This window comes from Cupriavidus sp. 01T418, from assembly GCF_056398885.1.
In genome coordinates this window covers 37,005-58,720 of sequence record NZ_JBFTQG010000009.1, presented here as the reverse complement: position 1 = coordinate 58,720, position 21,716 = coordinate 37,005, and the positions used below count along the sequence as shown (strand labels likewise).

Below are 21,716 nucleotides of genomic sequence, written 5' to 3'. Positions count from 1 at the left end.
ATGCACAGACTCGCATCGATCACGGCCGCCGCAACCATCCTCGCCGCCGGCTGCACGCTCCAGCCGCGCTACGAGCGCCCGGCTGCCCCCGTGGCCCCGGCCTTCCCCGCAGGCGGCGTCTACGACCAGCAGCCCGTCACCGCGAGCGGCACGCCGGCGAGCGCGCCGGCGACCGACATCGGCTGGCGCGATTTCTTTGCCGATCCGCGCCTTCAGCGCCTGCTCGAACTGGCGCTCAAGAACAACCGCAACCTGCGCGTGTCGGTACTGAACATGGAAGCGGCGCGTGCGCAGTACCAGATCACGCGCTCGGCGCTGTTCCCCTCGGTCAACGCGGTGGCCTCGGAAAACCGGGCGCGCACGCCGGCGAACCTGACGTCCTTCGGCAGGACCGTTTCGGGCCAGTATTCGGTCGGCGTCAATGCGTCGTGGGAAGTCGACTTCTTTGGCCGCATCCGCAGCCTGTCGGACCAGGCGCTGGCGCAGTACCTGTCGCTGGCGGAAACCCGCAAGGCGGCGGAGCTTGCGCTGCTGTCGTCGGTGGCGGACCAGTATCTCGCGATGCTCGCCTTCGACGATGCGCTCGCGGTCACGCGCGCCACGCTGGTGACGGCCGAGGAGTCGTTGCGCATCACCAGCCTGAAGTTTGAAGTCGGCACGGGCTCGGAGCTTGACCTGCGTCAATCCGAAGGCGTCGTCGAGCAGGCGCGCGCCAACCTGGAAACGGAAAGCCGGCTGCGCGCGCAAGCGGAAAATGCGCTGGTGCTGCTGGTGGGAGAGCCGCTGCCGGACGACCTGCCGCCAGGCATGCCGCTCAACAGCCAGTCCCTGCTCACCGATATCCCGGCGGGTCTGCCCTCGGACCTGCTGACGCGGCGCCCCGACATCGCCGCCGCGGAGCAATCGCTGCTGGCGGCAAACGCGAACATCGGCGCAGCGCGTGCGGCGTTTTTCCCGCGCGTGACGCTCACGGGCAGCGCGGGCACGCTCTCGCCCACGCTTGGCGGCTTGTTCAAGCCGGGTTCCGGGGCGTGGTCGTTCGCCCCGCAGATTACCCTGCCGATCTTCCAGGGCGGCCAGAACGTGGCTGCCCTGGACCTGGCAAAGGTGCAGAAACGCATCGAGATCGCCCTCTACGAGCGGGCCATCCAGAACGCCTTTCGCGAAGTGTCGGACGGGCTGGCCGCGCGCGGTACCTTCGACAAGCAGATCCAGTCACTGGAACGCTTCACCGGCTCGCAAGAGCGGCGGCTGGCACTGTCGGACCTGCGCTATCGCAACGGGGTGGACAGCTACCTGAGCGTGCTGACCGCGCAAAACGATCTCTACAGCGCGCAGTTGCTGCTGATCAATGCGCGGCTGCAGCGGTTGACGAACCTGGTCGATCTTTATCAGTTCCTGGGTGGCGGCTGGATCGAACGGGCGGGAGACACGCCGCGGCCCGCCGATGCGCCGGTCGACTACAGCGTGCCTGTGCCGGCCACTGCGGCAGGTGCCGCCGTCCCGTAGCCGCCCCGGGGCCCGCGCCGGCTACCCCAGCCGCTGGCAGCTATAGGCCTCGGTCCGGTAGGGAAACGCCACGCTCGGCTTGCCGGCCAGCGCCGGGCTGCCGTCGATCACGGCTTGCAGCCGGGCGCGCACCGCATCCTGCTGCGCCGCCGCCAGCGACGCAATGAAGCTCACCGACATCACGCGGTCGACGATGACCCGCTGCGCGGGGCCGACGTGCTCGTAGGGGAAGCTGGACAGGGCCAGCTCGCCAAAGCCGGCAGCCGGGAACACGGCCTTCCAGTCGCCTTTGTAAAAGCGCGGGGCATCGCCCTCGAACGGCGTCATGATGGCGGTGAGCCGCGCCACCCAGTCGACCGACTCGTCGCGCACGTTCCAGACCAGCCCGAGCTTGCCGCCCGGGACCAGCACACGGCCGATCTCGGCCATGGCGGCGACGTTGGCGAACCAGTGGAAGGCTTGCGCGCAGACCACCGCGTCGACGCTGGCGTCGGGCAGCGGGATGGCCTCGGCGGTGCCCTCCACCGCCCGCACCACGGGCAACGCGGCACTGAGCTGGGCACGCATTGCCGCCACCGGCTCGACCGCGATCACGGTGGCGCCGGTGGCCAGCAGCAGGCGGCTGAACTTGCCGGTGCCGGCGCCCAGGTCCAGCACGGTCTTGCCGGCCCGCAGGCCAAGCTCCGTGTCCAGCCAGGCGCAAAGCGCGCTCGGATAGTCGGGGCGCCCGCGCGCGTAGGTATCGGCCTGGCTGGAAAAGCCCTGGGCGGCGGCGTGATGGATGTCGGTCATGGGTGCGCGATTCTCTGAGTGCATTGGACGGACGCTCCGGAGCCGGCAAGGGATACGGACAGGCGCGGCCAGGGAAGTGGCGGCACCGCGCGGTCAGGACCGGAGGATTCTTGCCGTCGCGGCGGCACAACCCGGCAAGCTACGCCTTCCGGGTCCCGCCTGCAAGCATCAGGGAGCGCCCCGGGGCTCAGAAAGAGGGTACCGGGTTTTTGCCCTGGCTCACCAGGTACCTGCCGTCCTGGAAGCGATAGCGCACCATCGCGTCCAGCGAGCGGTGCCGGGGCTTGGCGGCGCCTCCCGGCACCTGGACTTCCTCGCCCCGGAACGTCAGCGTGAGATCGCCCGGCGCATCCGTGCCCAGCGCGAAGGCCGGCTTGCCCTCCACGTTGTAGCAGACCTGCTCGCTATCGCTCTGGCCATCCGCGCCGCTTGCGGCAAGCGCGAGCGGCTTGCCGGCGAGCGCGTCGGCGCAAGGTTCGAACGCACCGCTGTTTTCCGCGCTGATCGCCACGCTGCCCAGCAACGTCGAAATCTGCCCGGGCTCCAGGCGATACACGGATGCCCAACTGCCACAGTAGCCCTGCCAGCAACTGCCCCAGGTCTGGGTCAGCGCGAAATCCGTGGCCGATATCTTCGTCACCGCCGACTGTCCCAGCGAGCCTGACACGCCAGTGTAGTCATAGCCGTCGATGCGCCGGCCCAGTTGCCAGGCGTCGCCATCGCGGGTGAAGAAATACGCCCCCAGCCAGGCGCCCGCGGCATGGCTGTCGTTGCGCGTGCCGGCTTCATCCATGGTCACGCCCTCGGTCAGCATCACGGCGTGGGTGTCGTCCAGCCGGATCACCTGGATCGGCTTGACGTCGATGGTGTCCTCCACCAGCGGCGCCTGGCCCTTGCCCTTGTACTCCGGGTCCGGCAACCGGGCGCGTACCACGCGGCCCTTGTCGTCGTCGTGCCAGGCGGGAAAGGCGAGGCGGATCAGGACTTCGCGCGCGAGGCTGTCGGCCTGCGCTACGGCAACGGAGGCCGGCGCGGGCGGCGCCTCATGCCGGGAGCAGGCGGCCAGTCCGAGGCAAAGCGCCAGCGCCGGCGCCAGCATCGGCCGCGCAGGGGTTCGGGGGGCCGGACGGGTAGCGAGAAAGCGAAGTTTCATGGTGACGGCGAACGCTTGGGCCGCGAACAAGGCCCGAGACAGGAGTGGGGGAAGACGCGGGACATCATCGGCGCCGCGCCGCGCGCGGCATCCCGGGAACCGCACTATCCGCGAGCCGGTCCGTGCCGTCAAGCCGGCGACTTCGGCACACTGGCTGAAGCCATGGCCGCTTCGAGCGCGGGCAGGTTGCCCTCGCCGAAACCGTGGTAGCCATCGCGCTGGACGATCTCGAAGAAGAATTCGCCGGCCTCGCGCCTGGCGAAGGCTTGCAGGAAGCGCTCACGCGTACCGTCGCCGCGCTGCGCGCCATCCAGCAGGATGCCGTAGCGCCGCAAGGCGGCGAGATCCAGCCCGTGGCCGGGCACGCGCGCATCCATGGACTCGTAATAGGCCGGAGGCGGTTCGACGAAACGCACGCCGTTGCGTTCCAGCGCGGCCGCGCTGGCGACCAGATCATCGGTCGCCAGCGCAATATGCTGGATGCCTTCGCCGCGCTGGCCGGACAGGTAGTGCTCCATCTGGTCGTGGCGCTGCGTGCCTTTCTCGTAGATCGGGATGCGGATCAGGCCACAGGGCGAGAGCAGCACGCGCGAATCGCTGGCGACCTGCCAGCCCGCGTTGACTTCGTGGATCTCCTTGAACCCGAGTACATTGCGATAGAAATCGAGCCATTCGTCCAGATGGCCCGGCTCGACCGCCTGCGTCAGGTGGTCCACGCGGGTCAGCCCGGCCGGGGTGGTGAGCGCGGCGGCGTCCTCGGCCGTATTGGCCATATTGGCCGGCGAGCGGAAATCGACGTCGTAGATGGAGATGTCGCCCACGTCGCCGGGCCGGCCTTCCTTGCCGCGCCAGCGGTCGATAAAGTAGATGATCGACTGGCCGATGCCCTGGATGGCTGGAATATTCAACTCCATGGGGCCCACCGTGCCGCCCTCGAATGGCCACGCGCCGGCATCGACCGCGCGCGCGAAGGCCGTCGCCGCATCGTTCACGCGGATGCCGACCGCGCAGATCGACAAGCCATATTCGGAGGCATAGCGGGTGGCGAAGGAATCCGGTTCCGCATCGACGATGAAGTTCATCTCGCCTTGCCGGTACAACTTCACGTTCTTGTGCCGGTGCCGGGCAATGGCATGGAAGCCGAACCGTTCGAAGGTACGCCCGAGCGCGACGGGGTCCGGAGACGCGAATTCGATGAACTCGTAACCCATGATGCCCAGCGGATTCTCCCAAGGCTGGAAATCGTCGTCGCGCGGGGAAAAGGCGTCTGCCGACAGGCTCATGTCTGTGCTCCTTTATGTGATCCGTGGTGGCTGCGGGTGTGGCGTCGCTCATCATAGCAAGGGGCCCGGCTTCGCTCTAGCCCAGCCGCAAGACCCGCTCCCGCTCGCGCCGGACCGGATGGGCGCGGCGGCAGCCGAAGCCTACCCGGCGCCCCGGTGGCCAACAATGCCGGCAGCCCCGGCCCACCACGCTATTCGTGCGCGGGCGAGCGATGACCGCACGAACTTCGTGTAAACCCCAATGCGGCCAATCCTCCTTGCCCGGATGCGGCGTACATCGAGGGCAAACCCGCGTTTCGATCCATAAGCGCGCATCCTCGTTCATCTATCGCGCAATATGCTGGATGACACTCTTGGAACAAGCCCCTTGCGCCCCTAAGCTTCGACTATCCACATCGAACCCGGCCCCCATCATGATCAACGGCAAGACCACCCTCATCGCCCATATCGGCTACCCCACCGAGTCCTTCAAGGCGCCGATGATCTACAACCCGTGGTTCGAGCAGCGCGGCATCAATGCCGTCGTGATGCCCATGGGCCTGAAAGCCGAGGACTTCGCGAGCGGATTCCGCGCGCTGTTCCGGCTGACGAATATCCGCGGCGCGCTGATCACCATGCCGCATAAGGTCACCACCATGGAACTGGTGGACGCGCTCACCCCGACCGCGCGCATCGCCGGCGCCTGCAACGCCGTGCTGTTGCGCGACGACGGCACTTTGCTGGGTGACCAGTTCGACGGCGCCGGATTCGTGCGCGGCATCCAGCGCAAGGGCTGCCGGCTGGAGAGCGCCAGCGTGCTGGTCTCGGGCTGCGGCGGTGTCGGTTCGGCCATCGCCGCATCGCTGGCCGCCGCCGGGGTGGCGCGGCTGGGACTGTTCGACGCGAGCGAAGCGCCCGCGCAAGCGCTGGCGGCACGCCTGCGGTCGCACTATCCGAGCCTGCTGATCAGTGTCGGCGCCAACGATCCCGCCGGCTACGAAGTGGTGGTCAACGCCACACCATTGGGCATGAACGAAGCCGACCCCCTGCCCTTCGATGTGTCGCGCATCGATCCGCAGGCGTGGGTGGGCGAAGTGGTGATGAAGTCGGAATACACACCTTTGCTGCGCGCGGCCATGGAACGCGGCTGCAAGGTCCAGGTCGGCACCGACATGCTGTTCGAGATGATTCCGGCCTACCTGGAGTTCTTCGGCTTCGGCACGGCGACGGCCGACGAATTGCGCGCCGTTGCCAGGATCGCCTACTGAGTGGACGGCACGCCGGCCACGCTGCCGCGCGTACAGACGCCATGCCAAGGCAAGGGCGCAAGACAGAACGGACATCCGCGGTCGGACGAATGCGCTGGGGCATGCTGGCCAGAAATTCTTGTAAGCCTTCTCCAAATCCTTCAGCGCATGCTGCAAAGGGTGAACCGGCGCATCTTTCAGCCACGCCGTCTCTGCGCTATTTCGCCAAGCCGTCAGCTGCTTCGCCATCGCCACATAGCCGATGAATTTTCCGCCCGCCTCGTGGTTGGCCTTTTGCAATGCCAGAGCCTGATTAAATACGAACCGGCACGATCCGGCGAAGCGACGCATGTCGCGCGTCTGCTCGCCGTTCGGCATGCGTTCGAATTTAAAGGTGTCTCTGCATTGGTGAACAGCCTGAAGGGCGTTTCGATCCGGATGATCCGCAAAAAGAACGGCAAAACAGCCAGGACAAGTGCCTGGCTGTTGTCATGCAAGCGGCTGGAGGAAACGCGCCGCCCGGATCGGTTGCGCGTCAGGCCTTCGCCGGGCGCCCCGTCTTGACGACTTCGACAGCCGACACGGCGGCCATCAACTGCTCCGCCGAGCTTGCGGCGAGGCGCTGCAAGCCTGCCCGCAGGACCTCGCCCTTCTTGATCTGCACACCGGCCGCCAGGCATCGCTGCTTGATCTCGGCAATGAGCGCGTAATCCGACTTGGGCATGGTGAAGCTATCGCGCACCGCTTTTTCTTTCTTCTGGCGCGGCGCTTTTTCTACCACGGGAGCGGCGGCCGGCTTGCCGGCCACCTTCGATGGCTTGACCTTTGCATCTGCGGGCGCCGGCTTCTTCCTGCCTGCGGCGGGCTTTGCCTTGGCGCTCTCCTTGGCGCTCTGTTTCCGGGCGCTGGCATCGGATTGCTCCGCGCTGGTCGGGAAGTAGAAGGCCGTCTTCGTTGGGGGCTTGATATGTGGCGTACTCATTTGCGGATTCCAGAAAATGCAAAAAACAGTATATACCGTTTCTCTGCACGCATCCACCGGACCCGCAAATGCAATGTCAGCGGCTACCTGGCGGGCATTCCAGCCAGCTTCGCACCGATGAACTGCAGCGCCAGGCCATAGCCCTGCGTGCCGAAGCCCGCCATCACGGCCTCCGCGATATCGGACAGGTAGGAATGGTGGCGAAACGCCTCGCGCTTGTGCACGTTCGAGATATGCACCTCGACGAAGGGAATCGCCACGCCGGCGAAGGCATCGCGGATCGCCACGCTGGTGTGCGTGAACGCGCCCGGATTGATCAGGATATAGCTGACACCTTCGGTGCGCGCCGCGTGGATGCGGTCGACGATGGCGCCTTCGTGATTGCTCTGGAAGCAGGCCAGCGACAGGCCCATTCCGGCGGCCTGCTGCTGCAGGGCCGCCTCGACATCCGCCAGCGTGGTCGAGCCATAGATCTGCGGCTCGCGCGTGCCGAGCAGGTTCAGGTTGGGTCCGTTGATGACGAGTACGGATTGCATGTTGTTCCCTCTTTCCTAGGTGTTCTTGCCGGTCTTCTGATCGTTGCCGCCCGCCTCGTCCACGCCTTGGGACGACGACATCCGCCGTCTCGACGATGCGGCCTGCACGCGCAGCCTCGGCGATGGCCTCGGTGACGCGCAGATTCTGCAGCCCATCATCCGAATTCTGATCGGGCTGTATCGCTTTTGTTCGCGCCGGTTGGTTCGCCACCGCATGCGCCCCTTCCGTCAGCTGCGTTTTCAGGCAGTCCTCTTGTCACCGTGCATGAGCAGTTCACTTTGCCGTCAAGCAAGCGCAATTGCCACGCTCAAAGCACCCGCATAATCGATATCGCCGTATCCTGCAGCACCCGCAACACCCTTTCCCGCGCCTGCTCCGCGCTCTCCTCCCCAATCTGCATATTCACGCTCAGCGCAGCCATCACTTGCCCATGCCGATCCCGCAGCGGCACCGCCACGCCGCGCACCCCGATCTGCAACTGCTGCTCGACCAGCGCATAACCCTGCGCGCCCGCCTTCCTGATTTCCGCCAGCAGCCGGTCCTGCTGCAGGATAGTGTACGGCGTGTAGGGCGTCAGCACGACGCCCTCCAGCCAGGACTTGACCTTATCCTCGGGCTCCGAGGCAAGCATCATCACCCCGGCCGAAGCCAGTGGCGCCGGCACGCGCGCCCCCAGCACAAAGCCCGTATTCATCACTCGGCTCGTGCCGGTACGACAGATAAACACCAGCTCCCATCCATCCAGCACGCTCAGGTAAGCCGGCTCGCCCACCGCCGCCGTGATCTGCTGCAGGAAGGGCTGTACCGCCCGCGGCAGGCGCGCTGAATCGAAGTAGGACCAGCCCACCTTGAGCACGCGCGGCGTGAGGCTGAACAGCGTGCCGTCGCTGGTGGTGTAACCCAGGTGCTCCAGCGTGAGCAGGTAACGCCGCGCAGCAGTGCGCGTGAGGCCCGTCAACTGGGCCGCCTGCGTGGGCGTCAGGCGTGGATGGTCGTTATCGAAGGCCTCCAGGATGGCCAGGCCCTTCTCCAGTCCGGCAATCCAGTCGCGCCGGTTCAACGGTTCCTTGTCCATAGCGATAACCCTAGTTCCGAGCGCCAGTCGCTCGCAATGGCGCGATTATCGCACGTATGCGGGCGAATTGCGCTTGTTGCTGCCTGCTATCGGTTCTAACCTTGCCTTACACGAAGCACGCAGGATTTGACATGGACACCGCAGCCTGGCGCCACCCGAAATCGATCGCCACCGTATCGCTGTCCGGCACCTTGCCGGAAAAACTGGAAGCGGCCGCCGCGGCCGGCTTCGATGGCGTCGAGATCTTCGAGAACGACCTGTTGAATTTCGATGGCTCGCCAGCCGATGTACGCCGCATCGCAGCCGACCTCGGCCTGGATATCCCGCTGTACCAGCCTTTCCGCGATTTCGAGGCAATGCCCGATGAATTCCGTGCCCGCAACATGGCGCGCGCCGAACGCAAGTTCGACGTGATGGAAGAACTCGGCGCGCCCATGGTGCTGGTCTGCAGCAATGTGCAAGGGATCGCCATCGACGATCCCGCGCGCGCCGCCGCCGACCTGCACGCCATGGCCGAAGCCGCGGCGAAGCGAGGACTGCTGGTGGGCTTCGAGGCGCTGGCCTGGGCTCGCCACACCCGGCTGTGGCGCCAGGCGTGGGAGATCGTGCGGCAGGCAGACCATCCAGCGCTGGGCCTGATCCTCGACAGCTTCCACACGCTGTCGCTGGGCGACACGCTCGAAGGCATCGGCGACGTACCGGCGGAGAAACTCTTCTTCGTACAACTGGCCGACGCGCCCCGCATGAGCATGGACGTGTTGTCGTGGAGCCGGCATCACCGCAACTTCCCCGGCCAGGGCGATCTCGACATCACCGGATTCGCGCGCGCGGCCATCGGCGCGGGTTATCGCGGGCCACTTTCGCTGGAGATCTTCAACGATGAATTCCGCGCTGCGCCCGCGCGGCTGACCGCGCAGGATGGGCTGCGCTCGCTGATCTGGCTCGAATCGGAAGCCGGCGGCCCCGCCCTGCCAGCCGCGCCGCATTTCGGCGGCGTCGACTTCCTGGAGTTCGCGGTGGACTATGTCGCCGGACGAGAATTGGGTACGCGGCTGCGTTCGCTGGGCTTCCACCACGCCGGCCGCCACCGCTCCAAGGCGGTGGACCTGTATCGCCAGGGCGGCGTCAATATCATTCTCAATGCCGAGCTGGACAGTGCCGCCGCCGAGCACTTCCAGTTGCACGGCCCGTCCGTGTGCGCGGTGGGGCTGAAGGTGGACGATGCCCAGCGCGCCATTGCGCGTGCCCGTGCCCTGCTGTGCAAAGAATGGCGCGAGCGCATCGGCCCGGACGAGCGCAGCATCCCGGCCGTGCGGGCGCCGGACGGCATGCTGTTCTACCTGATCGACGAACGGGAATCGGACCGCAGCATCTACGAGAGCGACTTCGTGCTCGAACCCGGCAGCGCCGGCAGCGCGGGCGCGGGGCTCGCCGCCATCGACCATATCGCCCAGGCGCTGCCCGCGCACCGGCTCGACAGCTTCGTGCTGTTCTACAAGACGGTGTTCGGCCTGCGGGCCGAGGCGCTGCACGAGATCGCGGACCCTTACGGACTGGTGAAAAGCCGCGCCATGGTCAGCCCGGAGCAGAGCATACGGATCCCGCTCAACGTATCGGAAAGCAGCCGCACGGCCACCGGCAGGTTCGTCACCGCCTATGCCGGATCGGGCATCCACCATATTGCGTTGCGCACGCCCGACCTGAGCGCAACGCTGGAGCGCATCGTCCCTGCCGAAGCCGCCATGCTCCATGTGCCCGACAACTACTACGACGATGTCGGCGCGCGGCTCGGGCTGGACGATGCGCTGCTGGAGCGCTTGCGCCGGCAACAACTGCTCTACGACAAAGATGCCGGCGGCGAATTCCTGCACGCCTATACCGAGCCGTTCCACGACCGGTTCTTCTTCGAGCTGGTGCAGCGCGACGGTTATCTGGGCTTCGGCGCGGCCAACGCCTCGCTGCGCATGGCGGCGCAAGCCCTGGCCAGCCGCAACCGCCCGGCCCGGCCCGCCTGAGACGGACATTGCAATCGCACATCGGAATATCGGAATTGGAGTTTCAAATACGAGACCCCTGCATCCTCTCGGCAGCCATCACCGGTTCGGTCCCCACTGCAGCGCGGCGGCCATTGCCGCACTGGCCTGGAAGACAATGGGGCTGGGACAAGGACACGCTGGCCGCCAGCAACGCGCAACTGGCCGGCCGGGTCGCGCAGCTGTGCGCGGAGTACGGCCGCGCCGTGGCCACGTCCGCGCAGGCGCGGCAATTGCCAGGTCCTTGAAGCCCCCTGCATCGCCGCCACGCAACGGGCGCGACGCCAGGCCGTTTTGAGCGGCGCCCATCTCGTGCTAACGTAGCGCAGGCCGAATCCGGAGCCTGCGCTGGCTCCTCCCCCAATTGGACTTCGAAAACCTCTTCTTCATCGGCTTCATGGGCGCCGGCAAGACCACCATAGGCCGGACGGTGGCGCGCCGGCTGGGACTGCCTTTTTTCGATACGGACCACGAAATCGAGGCGCGTTGCGGCGTGCGCGTTCCCACCATCTTCGAGCTGGAAGGCGAGGAAGGCTTCCGCCAGCGCGAGACCCGCACGCTCGACGAACTCACCCAGCGCAAGGGCATCGTGCTGGCGACCGGCGGCGGCGCCGTGCTGCGCCCGGAAAACCGCGAGATGCTGCGCTCGCGCGGCTACGTGATCTACCTTACCGCCTCGCCCGCCGAACTCTGGCATCGCACCCGGCGCAACCGCAACCGCCCGCTATTGCAAGGCGCCAACCCGCGCGCCACGCTGGAGGCCCTTTACCGGGTGCGCGACCCGCTCTATCGCGAAACGGCGCACCTGATCATGCCCCAGCACGGCGACAGCGTGGCGAATGCCGCCGGACGCGTGCTCGAGCGGCTCGGCATGAGCGACCAGCCTCTGCGGCCGCAAGCGGAGCCCAAACCGGGTTGAGTTCGCTTCATGCCAGCCGGCTTCCTGCGCTTGCCGGAGCACGGCTTCCATGAAACCAGCGGGACCGCGCACGTAAAGGTGCGTCTCGGCCTTGGGCGCGCAGAGCCGTCCGGGCAGGTCGGCGCGATGGCCGGCCAGGAATGCGTTTCGGCGTCCTCCCCCCAAAAGAAAACGACCCGGGCGCTGAAGCGTCCGGGTCGTTTTTTTACATCTTTTGCAAGGGGCGTTGGAACGCCCTTGCCGCCACGGTGCCAAATGGCTCAGTGCACCATCACTCAGTGCACCATCATATTGGTGTTCATGTTGTGCATGATCCACAGCGAGCCCGCCACCACGATCAGCAGGATCAGCGCGGTGAAGGCCAGGGCCATCACGTTCCAGCGCTGCTCCGACGAGCTGTCAAGGTGCAGGAAGTAGATCAGGTGCACAACAATCTGCACCACGGCCAGGCCGAGGATCACGGCCAGCGTGGTGGAGGCTTCGAGCGTGCCGCCCATCACCAGCTTGAACGGGATGACGGTCAGGATCACCGCCAGTACGAAGCCGATCACATAGGACTTGACGCTGCCATGGCTGGCGCCGGCCGAGGTGGTGCCGTGCGCGCCGTGGGCGCCGGCGGTAGAGACGTTGCCATGTTCCATTACATCGCTCCCATCAGGTAGACCACGGTGAACACGCCGATCCAGACGATGTCCAGAAAGTGCCAGAACAGCGCGAAGCAGGCCAGGCGCTTGTTCATGGTGGCGGTCAGGCCCTTGCGGGAGACCTGCCACATCAGCACGGCCATCCACAGCAGGCCGCTGAAGACGTGCAGGCCGTGGGTGCCCACCAGCGTGAAGAAGGAGGACAGGAACGCGCTGCGTTCCGGACCCGCGCCTTCGGCGATCATGTGATGGAACTCGTTGATTTCCATGCCGATGAACGCCACGCCGAGCAGGAAGGTGATGCCGAGCCAGAACTGCAGGCGGGCGCGCTGGCCGTTGTGCAGCGAGATCATCGCCATGCCGGAGGTCAGGCTGCTGAACAGCAGCAGGAACGTTTCGACCAGGACGTAGTTCAGTTCGAACAGTTCCTTGCCCGACGGGCCGCCCGCCACTTCGCCACGCAGCACCGCGAATGCGGCGAACAGCCCGGCGAAGATGATGCAGTCGCTCATCAGGTACACCCAGAAACCAAACACCGTATTGCCGCTGGTGTCGTGATGGGCGTGGTCGTGCGAGTGGGCATGCGCCTCGGGGGCGGCATGCGCGGGATAACGATGTAGGGCTTCAGTCGTCATGATTCGATTCAGGCCTGTGACGCGATGCGCTGGAAATGGCTCGTTTCAACCGCCTCGACTTCGCGCGCGGGCACGTAGTAGTCGATATGGTCGTCGTTGCTGCGGAAGATGAAGCTGACGATCATGCCAACCAGGCCAACCGCCGCCATCCACCAGATATGCCAGGTCAGGGCAAAACCCAGCACCAGGCTGAAGGCGCCGATGTAGAACCCCGCGCCCGTGTTCTTCGGCATATGGATCTGCTCGTAGCTCGCCTGCATCTGCGGCAGCTCGCCACGCGCCTTCATGTCGGCGAACGCGTCCAGGTCACGCACCACCGGGGTGTGCGCGAAGTTGTAGAACGGCGGCGGCGACGAAGTGGCCCACTCCAGGGTACGGCCACCCCAGGGATCGCCGGTGACGTCGAGCAGTTCCTTGCGGCGGCGCACGCTGACCACGATCTGCAGGATCTGGAACAGGATGCCCAGGCCGACAAACGCGGCGCCAACCACGGCCACGTACAGGTACGGGTTCCACGCCGGGTTGTCGGTGTGGTTCAGGCGACGGGTCATGCCCATGAAGCCCAGCACGTACAGCGGCATGAAGGCCAGGTAGAAGCCGATGATCCAGCACCAGAACGCGCACTTGCCCAGGCGCTCATCCAGCTTGAAGCCGAACGCCTTCGGGAACCAGTAGGTAATGCCGGCGATGTAGCCGAACAGCACGCCACCGATGATCACGTTGTGGAAATGGGCGACCAGGAACAGGCTGTTGTGCAGCACGAAGTCGGCCGCCGGTACTGCCATCAGCACGCCGGTCATGCCGCCGATCACGAAGGTGATCATGAAACCCAGCGTCCACAGCACGGGCGTGGTCATCTGCACACGGCCGCGGTACATGGTGAACAGCCAGTTGAAGATCTTCACCCCGGTCGGGATGGAGATGATCATCGTGGTGATGCCGAAGAACGCGTTGACGTTGGCGCCGGAGCCCATCGTGAAGAAGTGGTGCAGCCAGACCAGGAACGACAGCACCATGATGGCGCAGGTCGCGTAGACCATGCCCTTGTAGCCGAACAGCTTCTTGCCGGAGAACGTCGAGATGATTTCCGAGAAGATACCGAACGCGGGCAGCACCAGGATGTAGACCTCGGGGTGGCCCCAGATCCAGATCAGGTTCACGTACATCATGGCGTTGCCGCCCATCTCGTTCGTGAAGAAGTGCATGCCGAGATAGCGGTCAAGGCCCAGCAGGCCCAGCGTGACGGTCAGCACCGGGAAGGCGGCGATGATCAGCACGTTGGTGCACAGCGCGGTCCAGGTGAACACCGGCATGCGCATCAGGGTCATGCCCGGGGCGCGCATCTTGAGGATGGTCACCAGGAAGTTGACGCCGGTCAGCAAGGTGCCGAGACCTGATATCTGCAGACTCCAGAGGTAATAATCCACCCCCACGCCAGGGCTGTACGCAATCCCGGACAGCGGCGGATAGGCCAGCCAGCCGGTGCGCGCGAACTCGCCAACGCCCAGGGAGACGTTGACCAGCATGGCGCCGGCCACGAACAGCCAGAAGCTCAGCGTGTTGAGGAACGGGAAAGCCACGTCGCGCGCGCCGATCTGCAGCGGCACGACCAGGTTCATCAGGCCCGTCATCAGGGGCATGGCCACGAAGAAGATCATGATCACGCCGTGGGCGGTAAAGACCTGGTCGTAGTGCTCAGGCGGCAGGATGCCCGGCGAGCCGCTGGTGGACAGCGCCAGCTGGGTACGCATCATGATCGCGTCGGCAAAGCCGCGCAGCAGCATGATCAGCGCGACCACCGTGTACATGATGCCGATCTTCTTGTGGTCGACCGAGGTGAACCAGTCGTTCCACAGCCATTTCCACTTGCCGAAATAGGTGATCAGCGCAAACAGCGCCAGGCCACCCAGGGCCACCATCGACAACGTGCCCATGATGATGGGCTCGTGGAACGGGATGGCATCCAAACTCAATTTGCCAAACATCTCTACTCCTAGGAATTCGAGCCCGGCGCCGGCGTAGCGGGCGCGGCCATGGACACCTGGCTCACGCCAAGGGTGTTGCGCGAGGTGCAGACGGGACCAAACGAGGTGCCGTTGCCGGCGATAGCGCCACCGGCGCCGTCCATGTTCTTGTGCAGGATGCCGTGGTACAGCTGCGGATCGACCTTGGCGTAGAGCGCCACGGGATTCGCCTCGCTGGGCTTGGCCAGCGCGCTGTAGTCAGCCAGGGTCAGCTGGCTCGACGAGGCACGGACCTGCTTGACCCACGCTTCGAAGTCGAAGTTGGACATCGACCTGGCCTTGAACTTCATGCCCGAGAATCCGCCGCCGCTGTAGTTGGCCGACATGCCGTCGAATGCGCCGGTCTCGCTGGCGATCAGGTGCAGCTTGGTCTCCATGCCCGCCATGGCGTACACCTGGCTGCCCAGTTGCGGGATGAAGAAGGAGTTCATAATCGAATCCGACGTGATCTTGAAGTTCACGGGGGTGTTCGCCGGGAACGCGATCTCGTTGACCGTGGCGATACCCAGGTCCGGATAGATGAACAGCCATTTCCAGTTCAGCGCGACCGCTTCGATGGTGACCGGCTTGACGTTCGATTCGATGGGCTTGTACGGGTCCAGGTCGTGTGAGGACTTCCACGTGATGATGCCCAGTACCACGATGATCAGGCAGGGGATCAGCCAGACCACCACTTCGATCCCGGTCGAGTGGGACCAGTCCGGCTCATAGCGGGCCGACGTGTTGCTGGCGCGATACTTCCAGGCGAAGGCAATGATCAGCACGATCACCGGCACCACGACAAGCAGCATCAGCCAGGTCGCGATCAGGATGATGTTTTTGACGTCGGCGCCAATCTGGCCCTTCGGATCCAGCACGGCCATGTTGCATCCGGCCAGCAGGAGCAGGGCGGCGCAAGGCATTAGCCGCGTCCAACGCGGAAGTGTGGGTATCTTCATGTCACGACTGGTTGAGTTGATCACGGCTGCGACGGCGCGGCGCGGTTCTGCTGCCGGATGCGGGAGCAAGAGGCAGGCTTAAGGCTTCGGGGAAACTGGGTCGGATCCGGCTCAGGCGACCTGTGTGCCAGGGGATGCCCCGATCAGGGGCAGGCTGGCTTGGTCCTTGTGGGACGGATCGTTGTGGGACTGCGGTGGTCCACACGGGAGGATGTCCGCGCGGCGATGCCCGGCAGGTTTGCCCGGCGGGCAAACAGGGGATTCGGGTGAGGTTCGCGGTACGTCAGACATCGTGGCCCGGAATCTACCGCATCGCAGCATTGAGGGTAAACCCGGGAGTTGGAATACACTGTTCAGCAAACCAGACAATGCAGCTTCCTCGGCTATGTCTGTCATAACTTCGCGCTATTCACCGAGAATTCTGGCTGCGGCAAGGTGTCGCAGGGGTGCGCGCCCTTGAAAGCAATTGCACAAGTTCCCCATGCGCTGCCCCGCGACTCGCCGCGCGCCGGGGCGGTCACAGCCGGCACCCATCGCCCCCCGCCGTCGCCAACGCGCTGTTCGCCCTGACCGGCATAGTCTTTCTTTTTGCACGTCAGCTCGCGGACAGCTCCTTGCCAAGTTCGGCTGCAGCGGCAGTCAGCCCATTCAGAATTCGTTCGGGGACCCTCGTTGGGAAGCCGGGCGGAATATTGTTCCTGACTGTCTCGATGACCTGCGGGGTCAGCTCTACCACTTCCTCTATGAGCTTCGCAGCCGGCCGGCCATCTTCGGTAGTGATGCCGTACTTCACCGCGAGCGCAACCCAGTGCCGCAGATGGATGTCCACCATTTTCCAATGCGCGTTCCTGGACYGAATGGCCATAGCCATCGATATCTTGTATGGCGACATCTGCGATGGGCCATCGCCAAGATTCGGATATGCCGACAGAATGTCGTAGAACGGGGTCAGCTCGACCTTGCCGCCAGGGCGGATAAAGACACTGAAGTTCTTGGCGTGGCCATCTGGAGCGCGAAGCATCCAGAAGAGAAGCAGAGCGAGAAAGAACAACCTGCGGTCTCGTGCGGGCTGCAGCGAACTACCGAGAACTTCCATGATGGCGTCGATACCTGGCCCATGTTCATTTTCGTACTTCAGGTGCGGCGGCGTACCCGTGGCCTGGCACATGTCTTCCTGCGGCAGGCGCAGTAGCCAAGGGTTGTCGTCTTGCTCATGACGACCCACCCAACGGCGGTCAAAGCGCTCCACCGACAGCACCTGCATGTCTTCGAACATCAACGGCTCGCAGGTCGCCATGGGGAGCCCGTAAGCGCCGAAAATTTGCGCACAGAGCCATTCATTCTCAATGGAGTCGCGCCAGTCCATCTTCATGTGGCCGATGATTCCCATCGGCAATTTGAGGATGTGCGTTGTGGGCGTAGCCTTGTGAGGCATGCACCATTGGTCGGTCACGACATGTCGCAACAGGGCAGTTTTCTCTTGTGCGCCTGCGATGGAGACGCGGAAATTGTCCGGCACTTCGTCCTGGGGGGCGCCGCCTATCTTCGGAGGCGCCACTGTTCCCCTCAAGATGTCGGCAATCTCTGCCTCAGCAAGAGGTGTCGCGTGGACGGTCTCGATATCGTCCGGCGCCATGCCGTCCGGGAGGATTTGGAGAGCGCCAGCACAATCTCTACCGACTTCGGTGAGCATTGTGAAAGCGTCGGTCGCGGCAAGCTTGTACCGACGGGCAATCCGCTCGCGGATATCTTTGCTATCGGGAAGCAGGTTCTCGAAGTAGGCTTGCACTGCGCCGCCGCGGTGGGGCGCGTTGCCCGGGAGAAACCCGAGAGACCTTGAGATAGGCCGCCCTTCATCCGAATTTATCCACTCATCGGCATAGTGCAACTGGTCGCCGCCATGGGGACTGACGCTCCAGGTCCCGATGAATGTTCCATTCATCCACAGCCCGAGCCTTTGATGGCGAGGCCGCCTGTGCCCGTCCATTGCCATCACCAGTTCTTATCGGTCGAAATCTTGCCCTTTTGCGGGGGAGGGGCTATGCGCGGCTGATAGGGCTCCGTCTTTTTGCGACCATCTTCCTTGTGAAGGACCATGTCAACGCCAAGAATGCTCAGCAGTTGCAGGAGCCGGTCGGCGCTGACCTTGTCAGCGTTGCGCTCCAGGGCGGATATGGTTTGCTGGGTGACGCCCAGCCGCACAGCGACTTCCGACTGCTTCAGGCCCGCCTGCTTGCGGAACGCCTGCAGCAACTCGGTAAGGTCTGCAGGTGACCGGACGGTGAAGTCGCTCATACAAATCCTGGCTTGTTTTTTCGATAAACAAATTCTAGTTTGTTTTTCAAAAAACACAACATAGTTTGTATGGCGAACAGCCTATAATTTGTTTCTCTGAGATACAAACCACAATTTGTATATGCGAAAAACAAACTTTGATTTGTTTGGACGGTCACGAAAGCGCCGTATTGCGCATAAATAACACCGAGCAGAATGGCTGGCGCTCAAGAGCGGCTCAAATGTCCCGCGGAACTCTCTGCTCGCGCAGCACGAAGTCTGCGTAGCCACTGGCTCCGCCCGAAAATAAAAACGCCCGCTGCTTGAGCGGGCGTAACCCAATTCCCTGGCAGGGAATGGAGGAGACACTTCAATACTAGCGGCAATACGGGTTATCCCGCAAGGACGCAATGGCCATATGCATATGCCACGATGCAATAGCGGGCGCGCGTTATCGTTATATGACCTTGCACCTTTACGCGTTCCTTGAACGTTATCGATCTCCCTTCAGGCTGCCGCAGCCACCTTGAAGCGGGCTGCCGGCACACTGCGCGACAGATTCGGCCTCAGCGCCGCGCGGGCGGCCTCGAAGGCATGCCAGTCTGCTACGTCCGGCAGCGAGGGCAGCGTCACCACTTCGCCCTGGTCCAGCCCGGACAGGGCAGCATCGACCAGGTCGTCCACGCCCATCACCATTTCCTGCGGCAGGTTCTCCACCGGGTGACCGGCCACATCCCAGAATTCCGTGCGGATCGCGCCTGGCAGCACGACTTGCACCCGCACGCCCTTATCCGCCAGTTCATGGTGCAGCGATTGCGTGAACGCCAGCACGAAGGCCTTCGTGCCGCCGTAGACGCCATTCAGGAACTCGGGTGCGAGCGCCACGACCGAGGCAATGTTGATGATCGTCCCCGTGCCGCGCGCCACGAGGCCATGCGCGGCGGCATAGGCCAGCCGCGTCAGCGCGATCACATTGAGCGTAATCATCGCCTGCATCTTGTCGGCATCGGATTCGAGCAACTGCCCCGTAGCGCCGATGCCTGCATTGTTGACCAGCAACGTGATGCTGGCGTCTGTGCGCAGCAGCGTCTCAAGCCGGCGGACATCGGCGTCCACGCCAAGGTCCGCCGTCACGATCTCGACGGAGCGCCCCGTTTCGCTCGTCAGCCGCTCGGCCAGCGTGGCAAGCCGCTCGCGGTTGCGGGCGACCAGGATCAGGTCATAACCGCGCCGGGCGAGCCGGTCCGCATAGACCGCGCCGATCCCTGAAGATGCGCCGGTAATCAGCGCGGTGCCCCGATGCTGCATGTTGGCGGGCGTTGCCGTGGTTGCTGCCATGTTGGTTCTCCGTTGTCTGCCAGCCCCATGCCGGCCATCACGGATCGAAGATTAGGTGCATAATCTGATGGCAGCAATGCCATAGATACCACCTTTTGTGCCACCCCCGGAATTCGCCATGCGACGTATCGGAATTATTCTCTATCCAGGGTTCCAGGTGATGAACCTCGGTATCACCACGGTCCTGGAATTTGCCAACCTCACCGCCGGCAAGGCCCTCTATGGCGTCCACCTGCTCTCCGAGCATGGCGGGCCGGTCGCCACCTCAGCAGGCTTCTCCGTCACTACGGAGCCATTCGGCGGCTGCGCGTTCGACACCCTGCTGGTGGTTGGCGACAACGATGTCCAGCCCGCGCCGCCCGGTGTGGTTGCGTTCCTCAAGGACGCTGCAAAATCCACCCGCCGGATCGGCGCCACCTGCACCGGCGCGTTCAACCTCGCCGAAGCGGGACTGCTCGACGGCCGCCGCGCCACCACGCACTGGTTCTATGCCGCCCGGTTCCGTCGCACCTATCCCAAGGTCAGCATGGAGGAGGACCGCATCTTTATCATTGACGGACCCGTGTGGACATCGGCCGGCATGACCGCCTGCATTGATCTGGCGCTCGCGCTGGTCGAGAAGGATGCCGGCGCGGAGGTCGCGCGCCAGGTCGCGCGCAAGCTGGTGGTGTATCACCGCCGCGCCGGGGGGCAATCGCAGTTCTCGGCGCTGCTTGAACTGGAACCCAAGTCCGACCGCATCCAGTCCGCCCTCGCCTTTGCCCGGCAAAACCTGCACGAAGCATTGTCGGTCGAGCAACTGGCGCAAGCCGCGCATCTCAGCCCTCGCCAGTTCAGCCGCGCCTTTCGCGAAGAGACCGGGCAAACCCCGGCCAAGGCGGTGGAACACCTGCGCATCGAAGCCGCGCGGCTGATGATGGAGTCCGGGCGACATCCGATCGATGTGGTAGCCAGGGATACCGGCTTCGGCGACCGGGAGCGCATGCGGCGGGCGTTTTTGCGGGCGTTCGGGCAGCCGCCGCAGGCGATTCGACGGATGGCGCGCGGTGAGGCGGAGCCGGTGCCGGCCTGAGGACCGCAGCGGATGCCCGCCATGAAACTTCTCGGCAGGGCTACGCATTGCCTCCTCTCCCGGCGGCCTCGAAACCTTGGCGCGCGCGTGCTTTTCTGGCACTGTACGCACATTACGTGCCATCGGCGCACCCCGCCCGCGGCAAATGCCTGTCATGGAGGCGAAATGTCGACTATCCTTCCCTTACCGGGTTCCTCCGCACTTTCGCACTGAACCACAGACCATGGAAAAAACCGCATTTGTCTTTGCCGGCGGTGGCAGCCTCGGCGCCATCGAGGCCGGCATGCTGCGTGAACTGGTGGCCTGGGGCATCAAGCCCGACATGGTCATCGGTGCCTCCGCCGGCGCCATCAACGGCGCCTACTATGCCTGCAACCCGCATGTGACCGGCACCAACCAGCTGGAAACGCTCTGGCGCGGACTGCGCCGGGCCGAAGTCATGCCGTGGTCATGGCGCAGCCTGTTCGGCATGCTGCGCGGGCAGCGTGCCCACCTGGTCGACTCCTCCGCGCTGCAGCGCCTGCTGTCCCGCCATTTCGGCGACATGCATCTGGAACGCGCCGAGCTGCCGCTCTATGTCGTCGCCACCGACATGCAGACCGGCGCGGAGGTGGTGCTGTCCTCCGGCAACCTGGTCCAGTCGGTGCTGGCGAGCGCCGCCATCCCCGGCGTGTTCCCGCCGGTGGCGCTGGGCGGCCGGCAACTGATCGACGGCGGCGTGGCCAACAACACGCCGGTCTCCACCGCCATCCGCCTGGGCGCCACGCGCGTGGTGGTGCTGCCGGCCGGCTTCGCCTGCGCGGCACGGCGCGAACCGCGCGGCCCCATCGACCATGCCTTCAACGCGCTGTCGCTGCTGGTCGCGCGCCAGCTGGTGCAAGACCTGGAGCGCTGGGCCGATCACGCCCACATCGCGGTGGTCCCGCCCTTGTGCCCGCTCGACGTCTCCCCCTACGACTACACGCAGTGCGGCACGTTGATCGATCGTGCCGCCGCCGCCACGCTGGCCTGGCTCAAGGCCGACGGCCTCAACAGCCGGCACATCCCCGGCGCGCTGCACCCGCATTCGCACGACGAAGCCAACCCGAGCTGCGATTTCGACCCGAACCAGGCGGCGCAGCAGCATGAACACGGCCCGCACAAGTCCCACACCGGCCACACGCACGCTTCCGCCCCGCCTTGAGCGGGCTTTGGCATTGGCGAATTGCGTGCATGGCCAATCCCGCGAATGACCGCGAATGATGCGGGATCTCTTTTTTTTTTGAGGGATCTTGTGCGCGGC

At 64.8% G+C, this 21,716-nt stretch carries 19 protein-coding genes and 2 pseudogenes; 7 read left to right on the top strand and 14 right to left on the bottom strand.

Features of this window, described 5'->3' with window-relative positions; genetic code table 11:
- On the top strand, positions 1 to 1,509 hold the full coding sequence (locus AC1DQ3_RS12615) for an efflux transporter outer membrane subunit (RefSeq protein ID WP_477120529.1): 1,509 nt from the start codon (positions 1 to 3) through the stop codon (positions 1,507 to 1,509).
- Positions 1,510 to 1,530: 21 nt separating this feature from the next.
- Here the strand turns inward: AC1DQ3_RS12615 and AC1DQ3_RS12610 are convergent, their stop codons facing one another.
- The 3 genes from AC1DQ3_RS12610 to AC1DQ3_RS12600 all read right to left on the bottom strand — a co-directional run bounded on the left by AC1DQ3_RS12610 (position 1,531) and on the right by AC1DQ3_RS12600 (position 4,737).
- A complete protein-coding gene (locus AC1DQ3_RS12610; RefSeq protein ID WP_477120528.1) occupies positions 1,531 to 2,301 on the bottom strand; it encodes a class I SAM-dependent methyltransferase in 771 nt (256 codons plus the stop codon).
- Between the two features lie 187 nt (positions 2,302 to 2,488).
- Positions 2,489 to 3,454 carry a hypothetical protein gene (locus AC1DQ3_RS12605; protein ID WP_477120527.1) on the bottom strand — a complete coding sequence of 322 codons (966 nt, stop codon included), beginning with the start codon at positions 3,452 to 3,454 and terminating at the stop codon, positions 2,489 to 2,491.
- Between the two features lie 128 nt (positions 3,455 to 3,582).
- A complete protein-coding gene (locus AC1DQ3_RS12600) occupies positions 3,583 to 4,737 on the bottom strand; it encodes a 4-hydroxyphenylpyruvate dioxygenase family protein (protein WP_477120526.1) in 1,155 nt (384 codons plus the stop codon).
- 413 nt (positions 4,738 to 5,150) lie between these two features.
- On the opposite strand from AC1DQ3_RS12600, the gene AC1DQ3_RS12595 reads away from it, so the two are divergent.
- Positions 5,151 to 5,984, top strand: a complete 834-nt coding sequence (locus AC1DQ3_RS12595; protein ID WP_477120525.1) for a shikimate dehydrogenase family protein — start codon at positions 5,151 to 5,153, stop codon at positions 5,982 to 5,984.
- 108 nt (positions 5,985 to 6,092) lie between these two features.
- Here the strand turns inward: AC1DQ3_RS12595 and AC1DQ3_RS12590 are convergent.
- The 4 genes and pseudogenes from AC1DQ3_RS12590 to AC1DQ3_RS12575 all read right to left on the bottom strand — a co-directional run.
- Positions 6,093 to 6,341, bottom strand: a pseudogene (locus tag AC1DQ3_RS12590) (helix-turn-helix domain-containing protein); the annotation flags it as partial.
- Positions 6,342 to 6,498: 157 nt separating this feature from the next.
- Positions 6,499 to 6,945, bottom strand: coding sequence for a hypothetical protein (locus AC1DQ3_RS12585; protein ID WP_477120524.1), 447 nt, complete (start codon positions 6,943 to 6,945; stop codon positions 6,499 to 6,501).
- A gap of 83 nt (positions 6,946 to 7,028) precedes the next feature.
- On the bottom strand, positions 7,029 to 7,481 hold the full coding sequence (aroQ, locus tag AC1DQ3_RS12580; protein WP_477120523.1) for a type II 3-dehydroquinate dehydratase: 453 nt from the start codon (positions 7,479 to 7,481) through the stop codon (positions 7,029 to 7,031).
- A 308-nt stretch (positions 7,482 to 7,789) separates the two neighbouring features.
- A complete protein-coding gene (locus AC1DQ3_RS12575) occupies positions 7,790 to 8,557 on the bottom strand; it encodes an IclR family transcriptional regulator domain-containing protein (protein WP_477120522.1) in 768 nt (255 codons plus the stop codon).
- Between the two features lie 131 nt (positions 8,558 to 8,688).
- Here AC1DQ3_RS12575 and AC1DQ3_RS12570 point away from each other — a divergent pair, with 131 nt between their 5' ends.
- The 3 genes and pseudogenes from AC1DQ3_RS12570 (at position 8,689) to AC1DQ3_RS12560 (ending at position 11,509) form a co-directional block, all read left to right on the top strand.
- Positions 8,689 to 10,572, top strand: a complete 1,884-nt coding sequence (locus AC1DQ3_RS12570) for a bifunctional sugar phosphate isomerase/epimerase/4-hydroxyphenylpyruvate dioxygenase family protein (protein WP_477120521.1) — start codon at positions 8,689 to 8,691, stop codon at positions 10,570 to 10,572.
- Positions 10,573 to 10,668: 96 nt separating this feature from the next.
- A pseudogene (locus AC1DQ3_RS12565) lies at positions 10,669 to 10,838 on the top strand (3-keto-5-aminohexanoate cleavage protein); the annotation flags it as partial.
- A 116-nt stretch (positions 10,839 to 10,954) separates the two neighbouring features.
- Positions 10,955 to 11,509: a shikimate kinase gene (locus AC1DQ3_RS12560; protein ID WP_477120520.1), complete on the top strand. Its 555-nt coding sequence runs from the start codon at positions 10,955 to 10,957 to the stop codon at positions 11,507 to 11,509.
- A 275-nt stretch (positions 11,510 to 11,784) separates the two neighbouring features.
- Here the strand turns inward: AC1DQ3_RS12560 and AC1DQ3_RS12555 are convergent, their stop codons facing one another.
- The 7 genes from AC1DQ3_RS12555 to AC1DQ3_RS12525 form a co-directional block, all read right to left on the bottom strand.
- Entirely contained in the window at positions 11,785 to 12,150 is a 366-nt protein-coding gene (locus AC1DQ3_RS12555) for a cytochrome o ubiquinol oxidase subunit IV (RefSeq protein ID WP_477120519.1), read from the bottom strand.
- On the bottom strand, positions 12,150 to 12,788 hold the full coding sequence (cyoC, locus tag AC1DQ3_RS12550; RefSeq protein WP_477120518.1) for a cytochrome o ubiquinol oxidase subunit III: 639 nt from the start codon (positions 12,786 to 12,788) through the stop codon (positions 12,150 to 12,152). The genes AC1DQ3_RS12555 and cyoC overlap by 1 nt, the downstream gene beginning before the upstream one ends.
- An 8-nt stretch (positions 12,789 to 12,796) precedes the next feature.
- On the bottom strand, positions 12,797 to 14,773 hold the full coding sequence (gene cyoB, locus AC1DQ3_RS12545; RefSeq protein ID WP_477120517.1) for a cytochrome o ubiquinol oxidase subunit I: 1,977 nt from the start codon (positions 14,771 to 14,773) through the stop codon (positions 12,797 to 12,799).
- Between the two features lie 8 nt (positions 14,774 to 14,781).
- Complete coding sequence (gene cyoA / locus AC1DQ3_RS12540) at positions 14,782 to 15,750, bottom strand: ubiquinol oxidase subunit II (protein ID WP_477120516.1); 969 nt, start codon at positions 15,748 to 15,750, stop codon at positions 14,782 to 14,784.
- A 595-nt stretch (positions 15,751 to 16,345) separates the two neighbouring features.
- On the bottom strand, positions 16,346 to 17,737 hold the full coding sequence (locus AC1DQ3_RS12535) for a type II toxin-antitoxin system HipA family toxin (RefSeq protein ID WP_477120609.1): 1,392 nt from the start codon (positions 17,735 to 17,737) through the stop codon (positions 16,346 to 16,348).
- A 5-nt stretch (positions 17,738 to 17,742) separates the two neighbouring features.
- On the bottom strand, positions 17,743 to 18,045 hold the full coding sequence (locus AC1DQ3_RS12530; protein ID WP_477120515.1) for a helix-turn-helix domain-containing protein: 303 nt from the start codon (positions 18,043 to 18,045) through the stop codon (positions 17,743 to 17,745).
- A gap of 486 nt (positions 18,046 to 18,531) precedes the next feature.
- Positions 18,532 to 19,362: an SDR family NAD(P)-dependent oxidoreductase gene (locus AC1DQ3_RS12525; RefSeq protein ID WP_477120514.1), complete on the bottom strand. Its 831-nt coding sequence runs from the start codon at positions 19,360 to 19,362 to the stop codon at positions 18,532 to 18,534.
- A gap of 118 nt (positions 19,363 to 19,480) precedes the next feature.
- Between AC1DQ3_RS12525 and AC1DQ3_RS12520 the strand changes: the two genes are divergently transcribed.
- Together AC1DQ3_RS12520 and AC1DQ3_RS12515 are read left to right on the top strand one after the other, a co-directional pair.
- A complete protein-coding gene (locus AC1DQ3_RS12520) occupies positions 19,481 to 20,434 on the top strand; it encodes a GlxA family transcriptional regulator (RefSeq protein ID WP_477120513.1) in 954 nt (317 codons plus the stop codon).
- A gap of 223 nt (positions 20,435 to 20,657) precedes the next feature.
- A complete protein-coding gene (locus tag AC1DQ3_RS12515) occupies positions 20,658 to 21,617 on the top strand; it encodes a patatin-like phospholipase family protein (protein ID WP_477120512.1) in 960 nt (319 codons plus the stop codon).
- The last annotated feature ends 99 nt before the right edge of the window (positions 21,618 to 21,716 follow it).